Genomic DNA, 17,836 nt, shown 5'->3' on the forward strand with positions numbered 1-17,836 from the left:
CGGGGCGTATCCCCAAGCCCTCCGGGGCTCGGGCGGGCGGCCCGCTACCCCGTCGGCCAGCGGGCGGTGAGCAGCTCCGACCCCGGCGTGAGTTCCACGGTCGCGGCCTCGATGGCGTCGCGCACCGTGGTGCAGCGGCCCACCTGCTCGGGATCGGCGGTCAGGTCCCCGCCCTCTGCCGCGAACGCGTAGACCATGCTGGGCCGGTCGGCGAACTCCATCAGCCGGAAGGCGCCGCCCAGACCGGGGTGGTTCGGGGTCTGCTCGGGGATGACGCCCATGGTGACGATGCCCGCCTCGATCAGGTCGGCGAGGAAGTCGCGCTGGGCGTTGAGGACGGCGGCGCCGCCCTGCGGCCGCTGGAGGGCCGACTCGTTGAGGACCACCCGCAGCACGGGCCCCTCCGTCCCGGTCATCGCGGCCCGGTGGGCCATCTCCTCCTCCACCATCTCCTCGACCTCGTCCGGGGACAGGTCCGGATGGCGCGGGCGCAGCACCGCGCGCGAGTACTCGCGGGTGCGCAGGAACGCCGGGACCGCCATGGGCTGGTGCTCCCAGAGGTGGGTGGCGTGGACGCCCAGCTCGCGCTGGTCGCCGAACTCGTTGGGGAAGGCCTCGGCCTGGAGGGTGATCGCCCAGGCGTCCACGAGCTGGTGTTCGGCGCCCAGGGCGGTGTCCACCCGTTCGACCAGCGAGCGGGCCGGCCGGCAGTGCGCGCTCTCCACCTCGCGGAGCTTGTCGTCGGTCACCCCGACCGTCGCGGCGAGTTCGGCGCGTGAGACCCCCCTGTCGGAGCGCGCGCGCAGTACCCTCGCGGCGAAGGGGAGCCACATCGCGGACGGCAGTGCGGTGTTCAATCCACTTCCCTCCCTCCAGCGCCAGGCGGGGCCTCGCTCCCGGCACACCGCCGGCGCCCCGCCCCGTCCTTCTTCCGACCCTCTCCCGTGCCGGGGTCGCCGGTCAAGCGACCGGACGGGTACGGCGATCCGTGACAAGTCATCGGGGCCTCGCGGCGGAGGGGCCCCGGGGGCGGACCGTGGTCGCGCCATGACGGAAAGCCAACCCGCTGACGAGGGCGCTTCCCCCGGCCGAGTAGCCTGTGTGCCGCCCAGCCGCGATCCTCATTTTCCGGAAGTGAACCGATGAAGCTTCTGCCCCTCCCGGCGACAGCCCTCCTGGCCTGCACCGCCCTGCTCGCCGCCTCCGCCTGCGCCAACGGCGCCGCAGCCCCGGCCGACCAGGGCGGATCGGAGGGCGGCGGCACACCGGAGGAGACCGCCTCCGAGCAGACCGGCGGCCCCGCCGAGGTGGACGTCACCGGAGTCGAGGGCGCCACGCTGCACACCAGCGAGGGCGACATCGAACTGGAGCTGTTCCCCGAGGAGGCGCCCGTCACAGTGGCCAACTTCGTGGGCCTGGCCGAGGGCGAGGGCGTGCCCAACCCCGCGACGGGCGAGGCCGCGTTCTACGACGGCACCGTGTTCCACCGGGTGATCGACAACTTCATGATCCAGGGCGGCGACCCGCAGGGCACCGGTCAGGGCGGCCCGGGCTACACCTTCGAGGACGAGTTCGACTCCGGCCGCGAGTTCTCCGAGCCGGGCGTGCTGGCCATGGCCAACCGCGGCCCGAACACCAACGGCTCGCAGTTCTTCATCACCGTCGAGCCCACCCCGCACCTGAACGGCATGCACACGATCTTCGGGCACGTCGCGGACGAGGCGTCCATGGAGGTGGTGAACGGCATCGCCAACGTCGAGACCGACATGAACGACCGCCCCACCCAGGACGTGACCATCGAGTCCGTCACCGTGCACCGCGCGGAGTAGACGGCCCGTGTCCGGGGCCGCCGCGTCCGCCTAGCGGCGTCTGGCGCGGGCGGCCCTGGCCCGCTCCACGGCCGGTCCGATGGCCCGCGCCAGCGCCGCCACGTCCTCCCGGGTGGAGGTGCGGCCCAGCGACAGGCGCAGGCTGCTCAGCGCGGTCCCGGCGTCGGCGCCCATCTCCAGCAGCACGTGGCTGGGCTGGGCCACCCCCGCCGAGCAGGCCGAGCCGGTCGAGCAGGAGATGCCCTTGGCGTCCAGGAGCATGAGCAGCGCGTCCCCCTCGCAGCCGGGGAAGGAGATGTGCGAGATCCCCGGCAGCCTGCGCGCGGGGTCGCCGTTGACGACCGCGTCGGGGACCGCGTCGCGGACCCGCTCCTCCAGCTCGTCGCGCAGGCCCGCCAGGTGCTTGGCGTGCTCCTCGCGTTCGGCGACCGCCAGGTGGACGGCCGTGGCCAGTCCGCGCAGCAGCGGCGGGGACAGGGTGCCCGAGCGGATGTCGCGCTCCTGGCCGCCGCCGTGCAGGACCGGCACCGGGGCCAGGCCGCGCGCGACAAGCAGCGCGCCCGCGCCCACCGGTCCTCCGAGCTTGTGGCCGCTGACCGTCAGCGCGCTCACCCCGCTCCCGGCGAAGTCGACCGGTTCCACGCCCACGGCCTGGACGGCGTCGGTGTGGAAGGGGATGCCGTACTCGGCGGCGACGGCGGCCAGCTCCCGGACCGGCTGCACCGTGCCCACCTCGTTGTTGGCCCACATGACCGACACGAGCGCGACCGCCCCGGGGCCGGAGCCGCCCTCGATCGTCTCCCGCAGGGCCTCGGGGTCCACCCGGCCCAGCGCGTCCACGGGGATCTTCTCGTGCACGGCCCCCTGGTGCTCGGCCATCCAGTGCGCGGGGTCGAGGGCGGCGTGGTGCTCGACGGCACTGGTGAGAATCCTGGGCCTGCGGGCGTCGGCCGTGTTGCGCGCCCAGTACAGGCCCTTGACGGCGATGTTGTCCGACTCGGTGCCGCCCCCGGTGAAGACCACCTCGTGCGGGGTCGAGCCGAGCGCCCCGGCCAGGCGTTCGCGCGCCTCCTCCACCGTGCGGCGCGCGGCGCGCCCGTGGCCGTGCAGGGACGACGGGTTCCCGAGGGCGCCGAGCTCGGCCGCGACGTCGGCGGCGACCTCGGGGCGCACGTCGGTCGTGGCAGCGTGATCCAGATACACCATGGCCTGACAAGGATACGTCCGTCCCGGGTCGTCCGGCCTCTTCGGGCCCGTGGCCGCACGCGCCGCCGGGCCGACCGCCGGACCGGCCCGCGCACGCGCCGCCGGACCAGCCGCCGAAGCGGCCGCCCGCTCGCCACCGACGCGTTGTCCACAGGCGGGAAGGCGTTCCCCTGCGGCCGCGCCGCTCCCGATAACCTTGTGTCATGCCTGAGTCCGCGTCCTCGCAGCCCGTCCAGTCCGGCCAGAACCCCGAGACCGCACCGTCCCCGAGCCCGGCCGGGGCCCCCGGCGGGCACTGGCCCGCGCCCACGGCCGAGCGGCCGGTGCGCGCCCGGCTGTCGCTGCCGGGGTCCAAGTCGATGACCAACCGCGCGCTGGTCCTGGCCGCCCTGTCGGAGACGCCGTGCCTGGTGCGCCGCCCGCTGGTCAGCCGGGACAGCGAGCTGATGGCGGGTTCCCTGCGCGCCCTGGGTGTGGGAATCACCACCGAGGGGGAGGACATGGCGGTCACCCCCGCCCCGCTGCGCGGCCCGGCCTCCGTCGACGTCGGCAACGCGGGCACGGTGATGCGGTTCGTGCCGCCGGTGGCGGCCCTGGCCTCGGGCACGGTGGAGTTCGACGGCGACCCGCGCGCCCGCGAGCGGCCCGTGGGCGAGCTGCTGGCCGCCCTGCGCGCCCTGGGCGCCGACATCGACGACGGCGGCCGCGGCGCGCTGCCGATGGCCGTGCACGGCACCGGCGCCGTGCGCGGCGGCGAGGTGACGCTCGACGCGTCCGGCTCCTCCCAGTTCGTGTCGGCCCTGCTCCTGAGCGGCGCCCGCTTCACCGAGGGCGTGCACGTGCGCCACTCCGGTCCGCCCGTGCCCTCCCAGCCGCACCTGGACATGACCGTGGAGATGCTGCGCGCGGCCGGGGTCACCGTGTCCACCGCCGACAACTCCTGGAGGGTCGAGCCGGGGCCGGTCAAGGTCTCCGACATCACCGTGGAGCCCGACCTGTCCAACGCCGCGCCCTTCCTGGCCGCCGCCCTGGTCACCGGGGGCGAGGTGGCGATCGAGGGGTGGCCGGAGCACACCACCCAGCCCGGCGACGAGCTGCGTTCGCTGTTCACCCGGATGGGCGGAGAGGTCTCCCGCTCGCCCGAGGGGCTGCTCACCCTGCGCGGCACCGGCCGGATCCTGGGCATCGACGCCGACCTGCGCGACGTGGGCGAGCTCACGCCCACCGTGGCCGCCGTGGCCGCGCTCGCCACGACCCCCTCCCGGCTGACCGGCATCGCGCACCTGCGCCGCCACGAGACCGACCGGATCGCCGCGCTGGCCGCCGAGATCAACCGGCTGGGCGGCGACGCCGAGGAGCTGCCCGACGGGCTGGTCATCAACCCGCGCCCGATGCGCGGCGGGGTGTTCCACTCCTACGACGACCACCGGATGGCCACCTCGGGGGCGGTGATCGGGCTCGCGGTGCCCGGTGTGGAGGTGGAGAACATCGCCACCACGCGCAAGACCCTGCCCGACTTCCCGGGCCTGTGGGCGGAGGCCCTGGCATGAGCCGCACGCGGGGCGGGGGACGCCACCTGGACGAGGACGACATCCGCGTGCGCGCCCGGGGCGGTTCGCGCCCCCGCACCCGCACCCGGCCCAAGCACGAGAACGCCGTGGAGGGCCTGGTCACCGCCGTGGACCGGGGCCGGTACCGCTGCCTGGTCAACGGCGTTCCCGTCGTGGCGATGAAGGCCCGCGAGCTGGGCCGCGGCTCGATCGTGGTCGGCGACCGCGTCGACGTGGTCGGCGACCTGTCCGGCAGACCCGACACCCTGGCCCGCGTCGTGCGGGTCAGGGAGCGGGCGTCCGTGCTCAGACGCACGGCCGACGACACCGACCCGGTCGAGCGGGTGATCGTGGCCAACGCCGACCAGCTGGCGATCGTCTGCGCCCTGGCCGACCCCGCGCCGCAGCCGCGCTTCGTGGACCGCTGCCTGGTCGCCGCCTACGACGCCGGGCTCGTCCCCCTGCTGTGCCTGACCAAGGCCGACCTGGCCGACCCGGACGAGCTGGTGCGGGTGTACGCGCCCCTGGGCGTGCCCTACGAGGTGCTCGACCCCGAGAGCGGCCTGGACGGCCTGCGCGCCCGTCTGGCCGAGCGCACCACCGTGCTCGTGGGTTCCTCCGGGGTGGGCAAGTCCACCCTGGTCAACCGGCTCGTCCCCGGCACCGACCGGGCCGTGGGCCACGTCAACGCCGTCACCGGACGGGGCCGCCACACCTCCACGTCCGCCGCCGCGCTGCCCTTCGAGGGCGGCTGGCTGATCGACACCCCGGGCGTGCGCAGCTTCGGCCTGGCCCACATCGACCCCGAGGACATCGTCGAGGGCTTCGCCGACCTGGCCGAGGCCGCCGAGGACTGCCCCGCCGGGTGCTCCCACCAGTCCGACGCCCCCGACTGCGCGATCCAGGCCGCGCTGGAGCGGGGTCGACTCGACCCGGACCGCGTGGCCTCCCTGCGCCGCCTGCTCACCAGCCGCGAGGGGGACAGCGGGGACGCGGGGGGCACCGACGAGAACGACTCCTGACCGGCGCCACCCCCCTGTTTCCGGAGGAACCCCCCATGAAGGACGACGACAGACGTACGAGCGCGGTGAACGTCGCGGGAGCCGCCGGCGCCCTCCTCGTGATGGCGGCGGTGCTCCTGGACATATGGATGGGCAACGGCGGGCCGGACCTGACGGTCCTCGCCTACGTGCTCCTCGGGCTCGCCGTCGTCGCGGTCGCCTGGCAGGCGGTCCTCCTCGTACGGCCCCTCCGGCGTCGGGGCTCCCCGGAAAAGCACTCCGTCGAACGGAGCGGCTAACCCAGGGCGTCAGCGCCGGTGGGCGTCCACCGGCTCGGCGGCGCCGAGGACGTGCGCGCGGCCCCAGGCCCCGAGCGGGGCCAGGGCCTCGTTCAGGGACTCCCCCAGCGGGGTGAGCGAGTACTCGACCCGGGGCGGCACCTCACCGAAGTCCTCCCGGTGCACGATCCCGTCCTGCTCCAGCTCGCGCAGGTGGGAGGCCAGGACCTTCTCGGTGACGCCGTCGAGCGTCCGGCGCAGCTCGCCGAAGCGGCGCGGCTCCTCCTCCAGCGCCCACAGGATCAGCACCTTCCACCTGCCGCCGATGACGTCCATCGCCGCGTCGATGCCGCAGTGGTACGCGCCGGGCCTCCGTGCGCCGACCATCGCCCCTCCCTCCCACCAGCACGCTTACCCCGAGGTGCGCACGCACTTCGAAGTGCGTACTTGTCGGGGCTCCGACGGGCGACGAGCCTAGTGCACATGAACGCACACGACACCGACAAGCCCCGCGTCGCCCTGCTCGGGCTCGGGGACATGGGCACCGCCCTCGCCCGCGCCTGGCTCGCCGCCGGGTACCCGCTGACCGTCTGGAACCGGACCCCGTCCCGAGCCGAGCCGCTGGCCCGGGAGGGCGCCGACGTCGCCGCGACGGCGGCCGGGGCGGTCGCCTCCGCCCGCCTGGTGGTGGCCTGCCTGCTCGACGACCACTCCGTGGGCGCGGCGCTGGCCGACGCCGACCTGGCGGACCGGGACCTGTTCAACCTCACCACCGGGACTCCGGAGCAGTCACGGGCCCGCGCGGAGTGGGCGCGCGGGCGCGGCGCCCGCTTCGTCAGCGGTGGCGTCATGGCCGTTCCGCCGATGATCGGCGTCCCCGGCTCGGGCGGGTACGTGTTCTACAGCGGTTCCGAGGAGGCCTTCGCCGAGCACGAGACGGCCCTGTCCGCCGTGACCGGGACCGTGTTCGTCGGCGGGGACGCCGGGCTGGCCGACCTGTACGACGTGGCCCTGCTCAGCGCGATGAGCGGCATGTTCGCCGGGGTCGCGCACGCCTTCGCCCTGGTTCGCGGCGAGGACGTGCCCCTGAAGGGGTTCGGGTCCCTGCTGGCGGACTGGCTGGGCGCGATGACCCTCGGCGTCCACACCACCGCGGAGCACCTGGAGAGCGGTGACTACACCACGGGCGTCGTGTCCAACCTCGCCATGCGGGTGAGGGGCAACCGAACCCTGCTGCGCACCGCCGAGGAGCAGGGGGTGAGCACCGAACTCCTCGCACCGTACGCGGAGCTGATGGAGCGCCGCCTCGCCCGGGGCCACGCAGACGAGGACGATACGGGGGTGGTGGACCTGCTCGCCGCGCCCCGCCGCTGAACGCGGGCGGACAGCGCTCACCGGGCGGCCGCACCGGCTTCCACCGGCTGCGGCCGCCCCGGTGCCGGACCGGGGCGGCGGTGGCCGGAGGGGTTCGCCGTGCCGGTGCTCCGCGGCGTGGCCTCGTACCTGTAGCGGGGTTCGGACGCCGACACCGGCTAGGAGCGCCGGATCATTGCAGCCCGGAGACCCTGGAACCGCACCGGCGACACTTCCGCCCGGTTCAGACCTCCACGGTCCCGCCGCAGCGCCAGTACCGGGTGCGGTCGCGCTCCATGAACCCCTCGTCGACCAGGCCGCGGCGCAGTACCGCCACGTTGGCGCTGAACCCGCTCAGGACCGCGTTGACCTCGGCCTCGCTGTAGCGCACCCCCGGTTCGAAGGCCCGGGCCACCTGGTCGAGCAGGACCAGCCGGGCGGTGCGGCGGACCGGGATCGCGGTGATCCGCCCGTCGGCCATGCAGGCGCGCAGCACCTCCCGGCGCTCGCTCTCCGTCAGCGGACCCTCCACCACGCCGCCACCTCCCTCAGCGGCCGACCATCAGCATCCCGTGCACGACCGTCTCGACCCTGCGCGCGGCCTCGTCGGGGTCGATGGGCTGCAGCGAGTAGGACACCGTCAGGCGCAGGGCGACGTCGGCCGCGACCTCGGCGGCGGAGTCGGCCAGCTCCGGGTAGCGCTCCCCCAGCAGGGCGGTGATGCGCTCGCCCAGGACGCCCAGCAGCGGCTCGGCGCGCGTGGTGAGCACCGGCAGGAGCCCGTGGTCCCCGGTCACCACCGCGCGCAGCAGCGGGTTGTCGCGGGCGGACAGCAGCACCAGGCGCGTGGCCCGGCTCACCGCGTGCGGCGGGTTCTCGCCCTCCTCCTCCAGGAGGCGCACCACCCGGTCCAGCAGAGCGTTGACCTCGCGCACCACGACGGCCTGGAGCAGGCCCTCCTTGCTGCCGAACACGTTGTACAGGGTCTGGCGCGACACCCGGGCGACCGCCGCGATGTCGGCCATGCGCCGGTCGGACCAACCACCCGAGACGACCTCGGCGTAGGCGGCGTCCAGCAACCGCTCCCGCGCCGAGGTGCCCTCGGCGCGCCCCTGCCGGTTCGCGGTGTCCATGTCCCCATCCTCGCATCCGCCGCCGCGGACGACACCCCTGACGCCCCGCCCGGCCGCCGCTCCCGCGGTCCCGGGCGGTCGGGACCTAACACTCTGGTCACGCGTGTGCGCCCCTTTGGCCATGTTCGTGCCCGTGAGGGTAGCGTTACCGGTCATGGTGTCCTTTGACGATGACCTCCGGCTGGCCCACGTGCTCGCCGACGCTGCCGACGACATCGCGCTCAAGCGCTTCCGGGCGCTCGACCTCGTCGTCGACACCAAACCCGACTTCACCCACGTCACCGAGGCCGACCGGATGGTGGAGGAGACGCTGCGCGGCGTGCTCTCCCGCGCCCGGCCACGCGACGCCGTGGTGGGCGAGGAGTACGGCAAGACGGGCAACAGCAACCGGGTGTGGGTCATCGACCCCATCGACGGCACCGCGAACTACGTCCGCGGCGTCCCGGTGTGGGCGACCCTGATCGCCCTGCTGGAGGGGGACCGTCCCGTGGTGGGCGTGGTCTCGGCCCCGGCGCTGTACCGCCGCTGGTGGGCCTCCCGGGGCGGCGGCACCTGGCAGGGCCGCAGCCTGTCCAAGGCCTCGCGCTGCCACGTGTCCAAGGTGTCGGAGCTGTCGGAGGCCTCGCTGAGCTTCTCCTCGCTGACCGGCTGGGAGAAGCAGGACCGCCTCGACTCCTTCCTCGGCCTGACCCGCTCGGTCTGGCGCACCCGCGCCTACGGCGACTTCTGGTCGCACGTGATGGTCGCCGAGGGCGTCGTGGACATCTCCGCCGAGCCCGAGCTGTCGCTGTGGGACGCCGCGCCGCTGCCCGTCATCCTGGAGGAGGCTGGCGGACGGGCCACCAACCTGCGCGGCGAGGACTTCGAGGACGGCGGCCCCCTGGTGTGCACCAACGGGGCGATGCACGACCAAGTGCTGACCTGGCTCAACGGCGGCCCCACCCCGCTGCGCCGCGTCTGAGCCCCGCCCCCGATAACGACAGTCGGCACACGCTTGAGCACTGTACGTAGTAACGTGCGGTGGTGTGCTGAACACGACACCCCTGCGGGCCCTCCTGTGCGCGGCCGCGGTCCTGCTGGCCACCGCCTGCGGCGGTGGCCACGGGCACGGTCCCGAACAGCTGCGCGAGATGATCGCCGACACCGTGCGCTCCTCCGTACGGGGTGAGGGCCCCGGCCTGGGCGTCCCCGACACCGCGTTCGACCCCGCCAGGTACCTGTGCGTGCCCGCCGTGGACAGCCGGACCGCCCGCCTCTGGCGCACCGAGGCGCCGCGCACGGCCGCGGACGGCCCCGTCGAACTGGGCGTCCTGGCGCCGGAGGACGCGGACACCGACTCGGTGACCGTCTCCGTCATCGGACCCCGCGGCCGCACCGCCGCCACCGAGGCGGCGGTCTCCCCCGGCGAGTGGACGCGCGTGCGCTACCCCCACGACTTCGAGGGCGCCGAGGGCGCCCCCTCCGCCGGAGTGCACACGGTGGTCTGGTCGGACACCGGCTCCGGGGCACCGCTCACCTGCGACGGCTTCGAGGCGGTCTGAGGGGCCGGTCGCGCCGCGCCCCCGGCCACCCCTCCCCCCTGCGGACAGCCCGAAACGACGGCCCGGAATTCGTGCCGCCGGGCTGAACCGAAACCGCCCCCTTCCACGATGAGTCTGGTGAAACCCCGCCACCCCCGCGGGTATCCCGCCGCCGTCGCGGCGTCCGGATCTCACAGACATCACGGGAAGGGGCCGAATGCTGCGTTCCCTCACAGCCGGGATCGTGCTGGCCTTCGCCGGTTCACGGGCCAACGTGGCCCGGACCATCCTGTCCTGCGCGGGCATCGTCGTCGGTGTCGGCGCGCTGGTCCTCGTGGTCAGCGCCAGCGACTTCGGCCAGCGCTTCGCCACCGCCTACAGCGAGGCCAACGCGGGCCGCCCGGCGACCCTGGAGGTCACCGTGCACGGCCGGGTCACCGACCGCGCCGCCTTCGAACAGGACCTGGTCCGGGCGGGCGGCCAGGACATCTCGATCTACCACAGGCCCTCCCAGGTCCCCTCGATCCGCTCCGGCGGCTCCGTCCTGCCCGACGTGGAGTTCCTCGGCGTGGACCCCACCCTGGGCGACATCCGGCGGATGAACCTGGCCGAGGGCCGCTGGTTCACCGAGGCCGACACCGAGTCGCTGGCCCCGGTCATGGTCGTCAACGAGGAACTCGCGAACGCGCTGGGCGACCTCACCCGCGTCCAGGTCGGCACCGACCAGTGGACGGACGTGCGCGTCATCGGCGTCCTGGAGGGCTCCGCGCTGGACATGGGCTGGTACAGCGCCTACCTGCTGCGCGCCCCCGCCTCCGAGGAACTGCTCTTCGGGACCTCCACCGGCGCCCAGGAGCAGGAGGAGTCGGGCGACCCGTTCCTCATGGGCGACATGACCACCTACCAGGTGCGGATCGACCCGGGCGACCCCGCGGCGCAGGACCCGTGGGGCGAGGTCTTCTCCGAGCGGCTGGCGTCGGTGTCCTGGCGCTGGGGCGTGGAGGACCGGGAGGCCGTCATGGCCTACCGCACGGACTACGCCGAGGAGGTCGGCCAGGTCATCACCTACATGTCCTGGGGTCTGACCGGCATCGCCGCCGTCACCCTCACCACCGGCCTGCTGGGCGTGCTCAACGTGGGACTGGTCACCGTGCGCGAGCGCCGCCGCGAACTGGCCACCTACCGCGCCCTGGGCGCGAGCCGGTTCACCCTGTTCGTGGCCGTGGTCATGGAGTCGGTCGTGGTGTCCCTGGTGGCCGGGCTCATCGCGCTCGCCGCCTGCTGGGCCCTGCTGGCCGCTGTCGGCGCGGTGCTGGGCGGCCTCGTGTCGCTGCCCGCCGACGTCCCCCTCGTCATCCCCGCGTCCGGAGTACTCGTCGGCCTGGGCAGCGCCGCCCTCGTCGGGATGCTGGCCGGGATCATCCCCGCGATGCGGGCGCTGCGCGCGTCCGTGGTCGCCGGACTCCGGGAATAGGAGACATCACGTGAAGAAGTGGATCATCATCGGCGCGGTCCTGGTCCTCGTGGGAGGACTGACCGGTGCCGGCTACCTCCTGGTGTCCCGTCTGGGCGGCCCGGACCCCGGAGGGGACGCTGGCTTGCAGGAGGCCGCCCTGGACGTGGGCGGGGCCCCGGTCGAGGTGGTGCTGGGCGAGGTCAGCTCCGTGCTGGTGCTGGACGCCGTCGTCCGGGCCGAACCCGGCGAGGCGGTCGAGGCCCGCAACGGGGGCACGGTCTCCCACCTGTGGGTGGGCGAGGGCGCCGAGGTCGACCAGGGCGCCCCGGTGGTCAACGTGAAGGTGCCCGCCGAGGGCGCGCCCGCCACCGGGGAGGACGGCCAGGTCCCCGACGCCCCCACGACCGAGGAGGTCACCCTGTACGCGCCCGCCGCCGGAACGGTGTCGGGGCTGGAGGACGTCATGGTCGGCGACGTGCTGGAGCCCGGCGCGGTGGTGGCCACGGTCGCCCCCGAGGAGTTCCGCGCCGTCGCGTCGATCCCGCCCAACGACCTCTACCGGTTCTACGAGGACCCCGAGGACATCCTGCTCCAGATCGACCGGGGGCCGCCCGCCGCCGCGTGCGAGTTCCTGTCCCTGGGCACGGCCGGGGGCGGCGTCCCCGTCCCCGGGGCCGGGGACGGGGAGGGCGCCGAGGACGCCGGCGGGGGTGGCGGCGGGGCCGAACTGGCCTGCCGCGTGCCCGCCGACCTGGAGGTCTTCGAGGGCGTCCAGGGCCAGCTGTCGGTCAGCACCGGCGCGGCCGCGAACGCGATCGTCGTCCCCGTGACCGCGGTGCGCGGCACCGCCGGGTCGGGCGAGGTCGTGGTGGTGGGCGAGGACGGCACCGAGGAGACCCGCGAGGTGGTGCTGGGCGTCTCCGACGGGTCCTCCGTGGAGGTCACCGAGGGGCTGAGCATCGGCGAGACGGTCCTGGACCCGATCCCGCTCGACCCCCGGTTCGACGTGCCCGGCGCGTACGACCCCGAGGACGAGTTCGCCGAGGAGGGTGAGGGCTAGATGTCCGTCGACGCACCGGCCCCCGAGGCCGCGCCGCGCCACGCCCGCCCGGCGCCCCTGCTGGACGTGGCGGGGATGACTCGGCACTTCACGGTGTCGGGGGCCCGGATCGACGTGCTGCGCGACTGCACGTTCCGGGTGGGGCGGGGCGAGGTGGTGGCGATCGTCGGCCAGTCCGGCTCGGGCAAGTCCACGCTGCTCAACGTGCTGGGCCTGCTCGACCGGCCCAGCGGCGGCACGTACACGTTCGACGGCGTGGACACCACCCGCCTGGGCGAGGGGCCGAGGTCGCGCCTGCGCGGCGAGGGGATCGGCTTCGTGTTCCAGCAGTTCCACCTGCTGGAGCGGCGGACCGCCCTGGCCAACGTCGGCGTGCCGATGGTGCTCGGCGGTGTTCCGCTGCTGCGCCGCCGGGCGCGGGCCCGCGAACTGCTGGAGGCGGTGGGGCTGGGGCACCGGCTGCACTCGCAGCCGCACCAGCTCTCCGGCGGTGAGCAGCAGCGTGTGGCCCTGGCGCGGGCGCTGAGCCGGGAACCCGCACTGATCCTCGCCGACGAGCCCACGGGCGCCCTGGACGCCGCCAGCAGCACCATGATCATGGACCAGCTGCTGGAACAGGCCCGGATCCGCGACGCGGCGGTGGTCGTGGTGACCCACGACCCCAAGGTGGCCGAGCGGGCCGACCGGGTGGTCGAACTCGTGGAGGGCCGTACCCGCTGAGCGCGCGCCGCCCGGGAGACCGGGCGGCGCACCGCCGCTCGGGCACACGGGCACACGGGCACACGGGCACACGGGCACACGGGCACACGGGCACACGGGCACACGGGCACACGGGCACACGGGCACACGGGCACACGGGCACACGAAAAACGCCGGGCGCGAAATGCGCCCGGCGTTTTGCTGGTAGCGGGGACAGGATTTGAACCTGCGACCTCTGGGTTATGAGCCCAGCGAGCTACCGAACTGCTCCACCCCGCGTCGTGATCTCTATTTTAGGGTGTTTGGCCCCTGGTGGCAAATCGGTTTTCCCTGCGTTTCCGCGTGGAAAACCGGTGGAGATCCCACCCTTCGGCAGTCGGTTTCCCGACCGCCTTCGGCAATCCTACCAGCGCTTGCACCCTGGTCCGACCGCCCGGACTCCCCTGGAGGAGCCCGCCTTCCGTTCCCCTCCGCAAAAGGAGGGATCCGGAAAACCGACGGACCCGGGATTTCTCCCGGGTCCGGGTCTGGTAGCGGGGACAGGATTTGAACCTGCGACCTCTGGGTTATGAGCCCAGCGAGCTACCGAACTGCTCCACCCCGCGTCGTTGTGTCTACACAGTAGCGCGCCCCGGACTGAAACCCAAATCGGCGGACCTGGACGCGTCAGCGGGCCCGCCAAACCCCGGCGAACGCCGGACGCGGTGCCCGCCCGCGGGCCCGGCCCGCCCCGACGGCCGCCGCCCCCGGCTCCGGCGTCCGGGGAGCGCGCGGGCCCCCGGACACGACTCCCGGGAACGCCGAGGGGGCGGGGGCCCGAGGACCCCCGCCCCCTCACGGAACGGTCACCGCCGCAGGGCGGGGCTCAGTTCTCGTCCAGCTGCTGCTGGATGTCCTCCAGCGCCTCACGCAGGCGGTCGTTGGCCTCCTCGTTGGACTGCTGGGCCTCTTCCCAGGCCTCGACGGCCTCGTTGAGGGACTGGGTGAGGTCCTCGTTGCCCCCACCGCCGCCTCCGCCGCCGCCACCGGCCTCGGACTCGGACTCCTCCTCGGGAGTCTGCTCGGCGCCCTCCTCGGGGGCCGCGCCCTCTCCGTCGAAGAGGTTGCTGAGCGCGTCCGGCAGGCTGTTGCCGATGGCCACCTCGTCACCGAAGCCGACCATGACCTGCTGGAGCAGCGGGAAGGAGGCGGCTCCGCCGCCGCCCGCCTGCACGTACAGCGGCTCGACGTAGAGCAGGCCCCCGGCGAAGGGCAGTGTGAGCAGGTTGCCCCGCGTCACCTCCGCGTTGGACTGCTCCAGCGGCAGCAGCACCTCGCGGACGTCGGCGTCGGCGTCGAAGGCGTTCTGCACCTGCCCCGGACCGAGGATCACCGTGCTCCGCGGCAGCTCCAGCAGCTTGAGCTGGCCGTAGTCCTCGGAGCGCGGATCGCTGTCCACCGCCATGAAGGCCGCCAGGTTCTCACGGCCGCGCGGCACGAACGTGCTGGTCAGCGAGAAGGTGGACTCCTCACCCGGGTACTGGATGGTCTGCCGGTAGGGCGGCTCGGGAGCATCGGTCTCGCTGGTCGGGTCGCTGGGGACCGACCAGAAGTCCTGACCGCCGTAGTAGGCCGCGGCGTCCGTCACGTGGTACTCGCGCATGATCTGGCGCTGCACCTTGAACAGGTCGTCCGGGTAGCGCAGGTGGTCGATGAGCTCCTCGCTCATCTGGTCCCTGCTGACGACGGCCCCGGGGAAGGCGTCCATCCAGGTCTGGAGGACCGGGTCCGCCTCGTCCCACGCGTACAGGGTGACGGTGCCGTCGTAGGCGTCGACGGTGGCCTTCACCGAGTTGCGGATGTAGTTGACCTCGTTGCCCGGCAGCGCGCCCACCTGCTGGGCCGAGCCGTCGGTGAAGGTGTCGGTCACCGCCTGGGTGAAGTCGATCCGGTTGGCGTACGGGTAGCCGTCGGACGTGGTGTAGGCGTCCACGATCCACACGACCCGGCCGTCGACGACCGCCGGGTAGGGGCGGCTGTCCGTGGTCAGGTACGGGGCCACCTTCTCCACGCGCTCCACCGGGTCGCGCTCGTAGATGATGCGCGAGTCGTTGGTGATGGCGCTGTTGAGCAGGATGTTGGGTTCCTGGTACTTGATCGCGTACAGGATCCGGTCGAAGAAGCTGGCCAGCTGGACGCCGCCGTCACCGTCGTAGCGGTTGTAGGCCTGCGAGTCGCTGCCCTCCTCACCGCCCCCGGCGCCCTCGCCGCCGCCCTCACCCTCGGCGGGGGCCTCCTCGGCGGTCTGCTCCGCGGCCTCCTGGTCCGCGTCGGCCGGGGCGCGCGCCTCGTCCGGGCTCGGGGAGACCTCGACCTCGACGGCGTCCTCCGGGGTCGGGACGTCGCCCGTCTCCTCCTCTGCGTCGAGGGGGTAGTCGTACTCCTCCTCGGCCTGCACGATCGCGTACTCGGCGCCCTCGCGGCCGTAGTAGATGCGCGGCTCGTACTCGCCGACGACGTCGCTGAGCTCACCGCGCGGAGGGATGTTGTACTCGGTGAAGACCGGGCGTCCCTCGGCGTCGATCTGGGTGCCCGCGGCGGCGACCATGCCGTAGCCGTGGGTGTAGATCAGGTGCCGGTTGAGCCAGTTGTCCTGGTCGGCGGGCGGCCCGTCCAGCTCGCGGACGGCCACGATCGTGTCGATCAGGTTGCCCTCGGAGTTCGGGTAGCGGTCGACCTCCAGCACCTCGGGGAACTGGTAGAAGCCGCGGACCTGCTGCATCTGCTGGAAGGTCTGCGAGACGACGGAGGGGTCGACCAGGCGCACGGTGGTGTCCTGGGACTCCTCCACCAGGTCCTGGGCGCTGAGCTCGGTGGTGGCGTCGTAGGCCTGCACCTCGGCGTCGTCGATGCCGTAGGCCTGGCGCGTGTACTCGATGTTGCGCTCGATGTAGGGGCTCTCCAGGCGCTGCTCGTTGGGCGCGACCTGGAAGCGCTGGACGATCTCGGGGTAGGCCACGCCGACCAGCACCGCGGACAGCACCAGCAGTCCGAGGCTGGCCATGGGCACCATGATGTTCTTGAAGTAGATGTTGGCGAAGAACAGCACGGCGCAGATGACCGAGATGACCGTGAGGATGAGCAGCGCGGTCTTGACGGCGTTCACGTCGGTGTACGAGGCGCCGAAGGTGTAGCCGCGCTCGGAGAAGACCAGGCCGTAGCGGTCCAGCCAGTAGGAACCGCCGCGCAGCAGCACGAACAGGCCCAGCAGCACCGACAGGTGCACGCGGGCCGAGGGGGTGGCGCGCTGGCCGGAGTCGTTCTGGAGGCGGACCCCGCCGTACAGGTAGTGCACGATCACCGCGGCGATGAACGCCAGGACGACCGCCGCGTACAGGTAGCCGAGCAGGATGCGCAGGAACGGGTAGGTGAACGCGAAGAAGGCCACGTCCATGCCGAACTCGGGGTCGTTCACCCCGAAGTCGGTGCTGTTCACGAACTGGAGGTAGGACCGCCAGTCACCGCTGGCCGCGGCTCCGGCCAGCAGCGCGAGGGCGCCCACGGCGATCCAGAAGAACAGCTTGCGGTGCGGGTCGATGGACTGCCGGTAGCGGTCCAGGCCCTGCTGCTCCAGGCTCATCGGTCGGATGCCGGGCCGGGAGCGGTAGGCGAAGAAGATGCTGGCGCCGACGATGACGGCCATCACCAGTCCGGCGACGGCGAACAGCAGCACGCGGGTCCACAGTTCGGTCAGGAAGACCGAGGTGTAGCCGACGGATTCGAACCACTTGAAGTCGGTCCAGAAATTCGCGGCGAGCATCAGTCCCGCGATGATGACGACCACGGTCGCCGCGACTGGCGCGAGCAACCTTGATCGGCGAGGCATACGCGCAGGTGGTGCGCCGGGCGATCGGAAGCTCACGCCTCCCCCTCGTTCTGGCTTGGTAGGTGCGTATGGGTGCGCGTGTGGCGCTCTGTTACTGAAAACTTAATCGGTGGCCTCCGGGTTCCCGAAACGGCCCTCGTCCGGGTGACAAGGCTGCATCGTTGCTGTATCGGAGTCGCATCCGGAAGGCCACGTGGCGACCCTACTGTCCGAAAACAGGGGCGTCGCGCTTCCCGCATCGGTCACTATGGAAACGTGTCGAACATTCGCGAAGCCGTCATGGACCTCGAACGCCACGCCGCCGAGCAGGGCTGGGACCGGCCGCTGGGCCTGTACGCCCTGGTGCCGACCGCGGAGCTGCTGCGGGCGGAGCCCGCGCTGGCCGGTCTGCTGGGCATCGACTCCCCCGCCGACCCCGACGAGCTGACCCCCGTCGAGCAGGAGCAGCTGCCCGCCGACGTCCCGCTGGAGGAGGCGCTGGGCCGCATCCTGTGGCCGGAGGGCGTGGCCGGGTGCGCGCTGGTGATGGAGCGCCTGGTGGTCAAGGGCACGGACGAGACCCTGGCCCCGGACGAGCGGCCGGGCTCCTCCGGCCGCGAGACCGAGGAGATCCGCATGGTCGCCGGTGTGCTGCGCGACGGCTCGCGGCACTGCGCGATGCGCATGCGCAGCCACGACAGCGAGTCGGAGGTGCTCAACGGGGCTGACCTCATCCCGGCGCTGACCTCCGCGCTGGCGCTGACCCTGGACCTGGACGAGGAGTCCGGGCAGGACTGATCCGGGCCCGCGGGTTGCGCGTTCCCCGGGCGCGCGCCCGGGGAACGCGGGTGCGCGCCCGGGGAGCCCCCCTGTCCAGGACGCCCGGGCACGGAACCCGGCCCGGGCC

General features: G+C 73.2%; 17 protein-coding genes and 2 tRNA genes. 11 read left to right on the top strand and 8 right to left on the bottom strand.

Going from position 1 to position 17,836, the window contains the following annotated elements:
* Nucleotides 1-44: 44 nt before the first annotated feature.
* Nucleotides 45-857: a helix-turn-helix domain-containing protein gene (locus EV372_RS05170; RefSeq protein WP_130395073.1), complete on the bottom strand. Its 813-nt coding sequence runs from the start codon at nt 855-857 to the stop codon at nt 45-47.
* A 285-nt stretch (nt 858-1,142) separates the two neighbouring features.
* Here EV372_RS05170 and EV372_RS05175 point away from each other — a divergent pair, with 285 nt between their 5' ends.
* Nucleotides 1,143-1,829 (top strand): peptidylprolyl isomerase, encoded by a 687-nt coding sequence (locus EV372_RS05175; protein ID WP_130395074.1) that lies wholly within the window; start codon nt 1,143-1,145, stop codon nt 1,827-1,829.
* 30 nt (nt 1,830-1,859) lie between these two features.
* Here the strand turns inward: EV372_RS05175 and EV372_RS05180 are convergent, their stop codons facing one another.
* Nucleotides 1,860-3,035 (bottom strand): cysteine desulfurase family protein, encoded by a 1,176-nt coding sequence (locus EV372_RS05180; protein WP_130395075.1) that lies wholly within the window; start codon nt 3,033-3,035, stop codon nt 1,860-1,862.
* Between the two features lie 203 nt (nt 3,036-3,238).
* Between EV372_RS05180 and aroA the strand changes: the two genes are divergently transcribed.
* The 3 genes from aroA to EV372_RS05195 are packed head-to-tail and all read left to right on the top strand — an operon-like array spanning nt 3,239 to nt 5,885.
* Nucleotides 3,239-4,585, top strand: a complete 1,347-nt coding sequence (aroA, locus tag EV372_RS05185; protein ID WP_130395076.1) for a 3-phosphoshikimate 1-carboxyvinyltransferase — start codon at nt 3,239-3,241, stop codon at nt 4,583-4,585.
* Entirely contained in the window at nt 4,582-5,607 is a 1,026-nt protein-coding gene (rsgA, locus tag EV372_RS05190; RefSeq protein WP_130395077.1) for a ribosome small subunit-dependent GTPase A, read from the top strand. The genes aroA and rsgA overlap by 4 nt, the downstream gene beginning before the upstream one ends.
* Nucleotides 5,608-5,642: 35 nt before the next feature.
* The gene (locus tag EV372_RS05195; RefSeq protein WP_130395078.1) at nt 5,643-5,885 is read left to right on the top strand and encodes a hypothetical protein; all 243 of its coding nucleotides are present in this window, start codon (nt 5,643-5,645) and stop codon (nt 5,883-5,885) included.
* Nucleotides 5,886-5,894: 9 nt separating this feature from the next.
* Here EV372_RS05195 and EV372_RS05200 read toward each other — a convergent pair whose 3' ends face one another.
* Nucleotides 5,895-6,251, bottom strand: a complete 357-nt coding sequence (locus tag EV372_RS05200) for a winged helix-turn-helix transcriptional regulator (protein WP_130395079.1) — start codon at nt 6,249-6,251, stop codon at nt 5,895-5,897.
* Nucleotides 6,252-6,347: 96 nt separating this feature from the next.
* On the opposite strand from EV372_RS05200, the gene EV372_RS05205 reads away from it, so the two are divergent.
* On the top strand, nt 6,348-7,238 hold the full coding sequence (locus EV372_RS05205; RefSeq protein WP_130395080.1) for an NAD(P)-dependent oxidoreductase: 891 nt from the start codon (nt 6,348-6,350) through the stop codon (nt 7,236-7,238).
* 223 nt (nt 7,239-7,461) lie between these two features.
* On the opposite strand, the gene EV372_RS05210 is transcribed toward EV372_RS05205, so the two are convergent.
* Both EV372_RS05210 and EV372_RS05215 read right to left on the bottom strand, forming a co-directional pair.
* Complete coding sequence (locus EV372_RS05210; RefSeq protein ID WP_019608133.1) at nt 7,462-7,752, bottom strand: DUF2087 domain-containing protein; 291 nt, start codon at nt 7,750-7,752, stop codon at nt 7,462-7,464.
* Nucleotides 7,753-7,765: 13 nt separating this feature from the next.
* Nucleotides 7,766-8,350: a TetR/AcrR family transcriptional regulator gene (locus tag EV372_RS05215; protein WP_019608134.1), complete on the bottom strand. Its 585-nt coding sequence runs from the start codon at nt 8,348-8,350 to the stop codon at nt 7,766-7,768.
* A 154-nt stretch (nt 8,351-8,504) separates the two neighbouring features.
* Here EV372_RS05215 and hisN point away from each other — a divergent pair, with 154 nt between their 5' ends.
* The 5 genes from hisN (at nt 8,505) to EV372_RS05240 (ending at nt 13,106) form a co-directional block, all read left to right on the top strand.
* Entirely contained in the window at nt 8,505-9,311 is an 807-nt protein-coding gene (gene hisN, locus EV372_RS05220) for a histidinol-phosphatase (protein ID WP_130395081.1), read from the top strand.
* A gap of 64 nt (nt 9,312-9,375) precedes the next feature.
* Nucleotides 9,376-9,891, top strand: a complete 516-nt coding sequence (locus EV372_RS05225) for a hypothetical protein (protein WP_130395082.1) — start codon at nt 9,376-9,378, stop codon at nt 9,889-9,891.
* A gap of 196 nt (nt 9,892-10,087) precedes the next feature.
* A complete protein-coding gene (locus EV372_RS05230; RefSeq protein ID WP_130395083.1) occupies nt 10,088-11,344 on the top strand; it encodes an ABC transporter permease in 1,257 nt (418 codons plus the stop codon).
* 10 nt (nt 11,345-11,354) lie between these two features.
* Complete coding sequence (locus tag EV372_RS05235; RefSeq protein WP_130395084.1) at nt 11,355-12,386, top strand: permuted SH3 domain-containing protein; 1,032 nt, start codon at nt 11,355-11,357, stop codon at nt 12,384-12,386.
* The gene (locus EV372_RS05240; RefSeq protein ID WP_013154799.1) at nt 12,387-13,106 is read left to right on the top strand and encodes an ABC transporter ATP-binding protein; all 720 of its coding nucleotides are present in this window, start codon (nt 12,387-12,389) and stop codon (nt 13,104-13,106) included.
* A gap of 181 nt (nt 13,107-13,287) precedes the next feature.
* Here EV372_RS05240 and EV372_RS05245 read toward each other — a convergent pair.
* The 3 genes from EV372_RS05245 to EV372_RS05255 form a co-directional block, all read right to left on the bottom strand.
* A tRNA-Met gene (locus EV372_RS05245) sits at nt 13,288-13,364 on the bottom strand.
* A 249-nt stretch (nt 13,365-13,613) separates the two neighbouring features.
* Nucleotides 13,614-13,690: transfer RNA gene (locus EV372_RS05250), tRNA-Met, on the bottom strand.
* A gap of 260 nt (nt 13,691-13,950) precedes the next feature.
* The gene (locus EV372_RS05255; protein ID WP_130398764.1) at nt 13,951-16,908 is read right to left on the bottom strand and encodes a UPF0182 family membrane protein; all 2,958 of its coding nucleotides are present in this window, start codon (nt 16,906-16,908) and stop codon (nt 13,951-13,953) included.
* A 297-nt stretch (nt 16,909-17,205) separates the two neighbouring features.
* Between EV372_RS05255 and EV372_RS05260 the strand changes: the two genes are divergently transcribed.
* On the top strand, nt 17,206-17,727 hold the full coding sequence (locus EV372_RS05260; protein WP_253794887.1) for a PPA1309 family protein: 522 nt from the start codon (nt 17,206-17,208) through the stop codon (nt 17,725-17,727).
* Nucleotides 17,728-17,836: the final 109 nt, after the last annotated feature.

Source organism: Nocardiopsis sp. CNZ308 (assembly GCF_004217075.1).

Excerpts from the sequence above, each read along its gene's own strand:
- EV372_RS05175 (WP_130395074.1), top strand. The coding sequence starts at position 1,143 with ATGAAGCTTCTGCCCCTCCCGGCGACAGCCCTCCTGGCCTGCACCGCC.
- EV372_RS05180 (WP_130395075.1), bottom strand. The coding sequence starts at position 3,035 with ATGGTGTATCTGGATCACGCTGCCACGACCGACGTGCGCCCCGAGGTC.
- aroA (WP_130395076.1), top strand. The coding sequence starts at position 3,239 with ATGCCTGAGTCCGCGTCCTCGCAGCCCGTCCAGTCCGGCCAGAACCCC.
- rsgA (WP_130395077.1), top strand. The coding sequence starts at position 4,582 with ATGAGCCGCACGCGGGGCGGGGGACGCCACCTGGACGAGGACGACATC.
- EV372_RS05195 (WP_130395078.1), top strand. The coding sequence starts at position 5,643 with ATGAAGGACGACGACAGACGTACGAGCGCGGTGAACGTCGCGGGAGCC.
- EV372_RS05200 (WP_130395079.1), bottom strand. The coding sequence starts at position 6,251 with ATGGTCGGCGCACGGAGGCCCGGCGCGTACCACTGCGGCATCGACGCG.
- EV372_RS05205 (WP_130395080.1), top strand. The coding sequence starts at position 6,348 with ATGAACGCACACGACACCGACAAGCCCCGCGTCGCCCTGCTCGGGCTC.
- EV372_RS05215 (WP_019608134.1), bottom strand. The coding sequence starts at position 8,350 with ATGGACACCGCGAACCGGCAGGGGCGCGCCGAGGGCACCTCGGCGCGG.
- hisN (WP_130395081.1), top strand. The coding sequence starts at position 8,505 with ATGGTGTCCTTTGACGATGACCTCCGGCTGGCCCACGTGCTCGCCGAC.
- EV372_RS05230 (WP_130395083.1), top strand. The coding sequence starts at position 10,088 with ATGCTGCGTTCCCTCACAGCCGGGATCGTGCTGGCCTTCGCCGGTTCA.
- EV372_RS05240 (WP_013154799.1), top strand. The coding sequence starts at position 12,387 with ATGTCCGTCGACGCACCGGCCCCCGAGGCCGCGCCGCGCCACGCCCGC.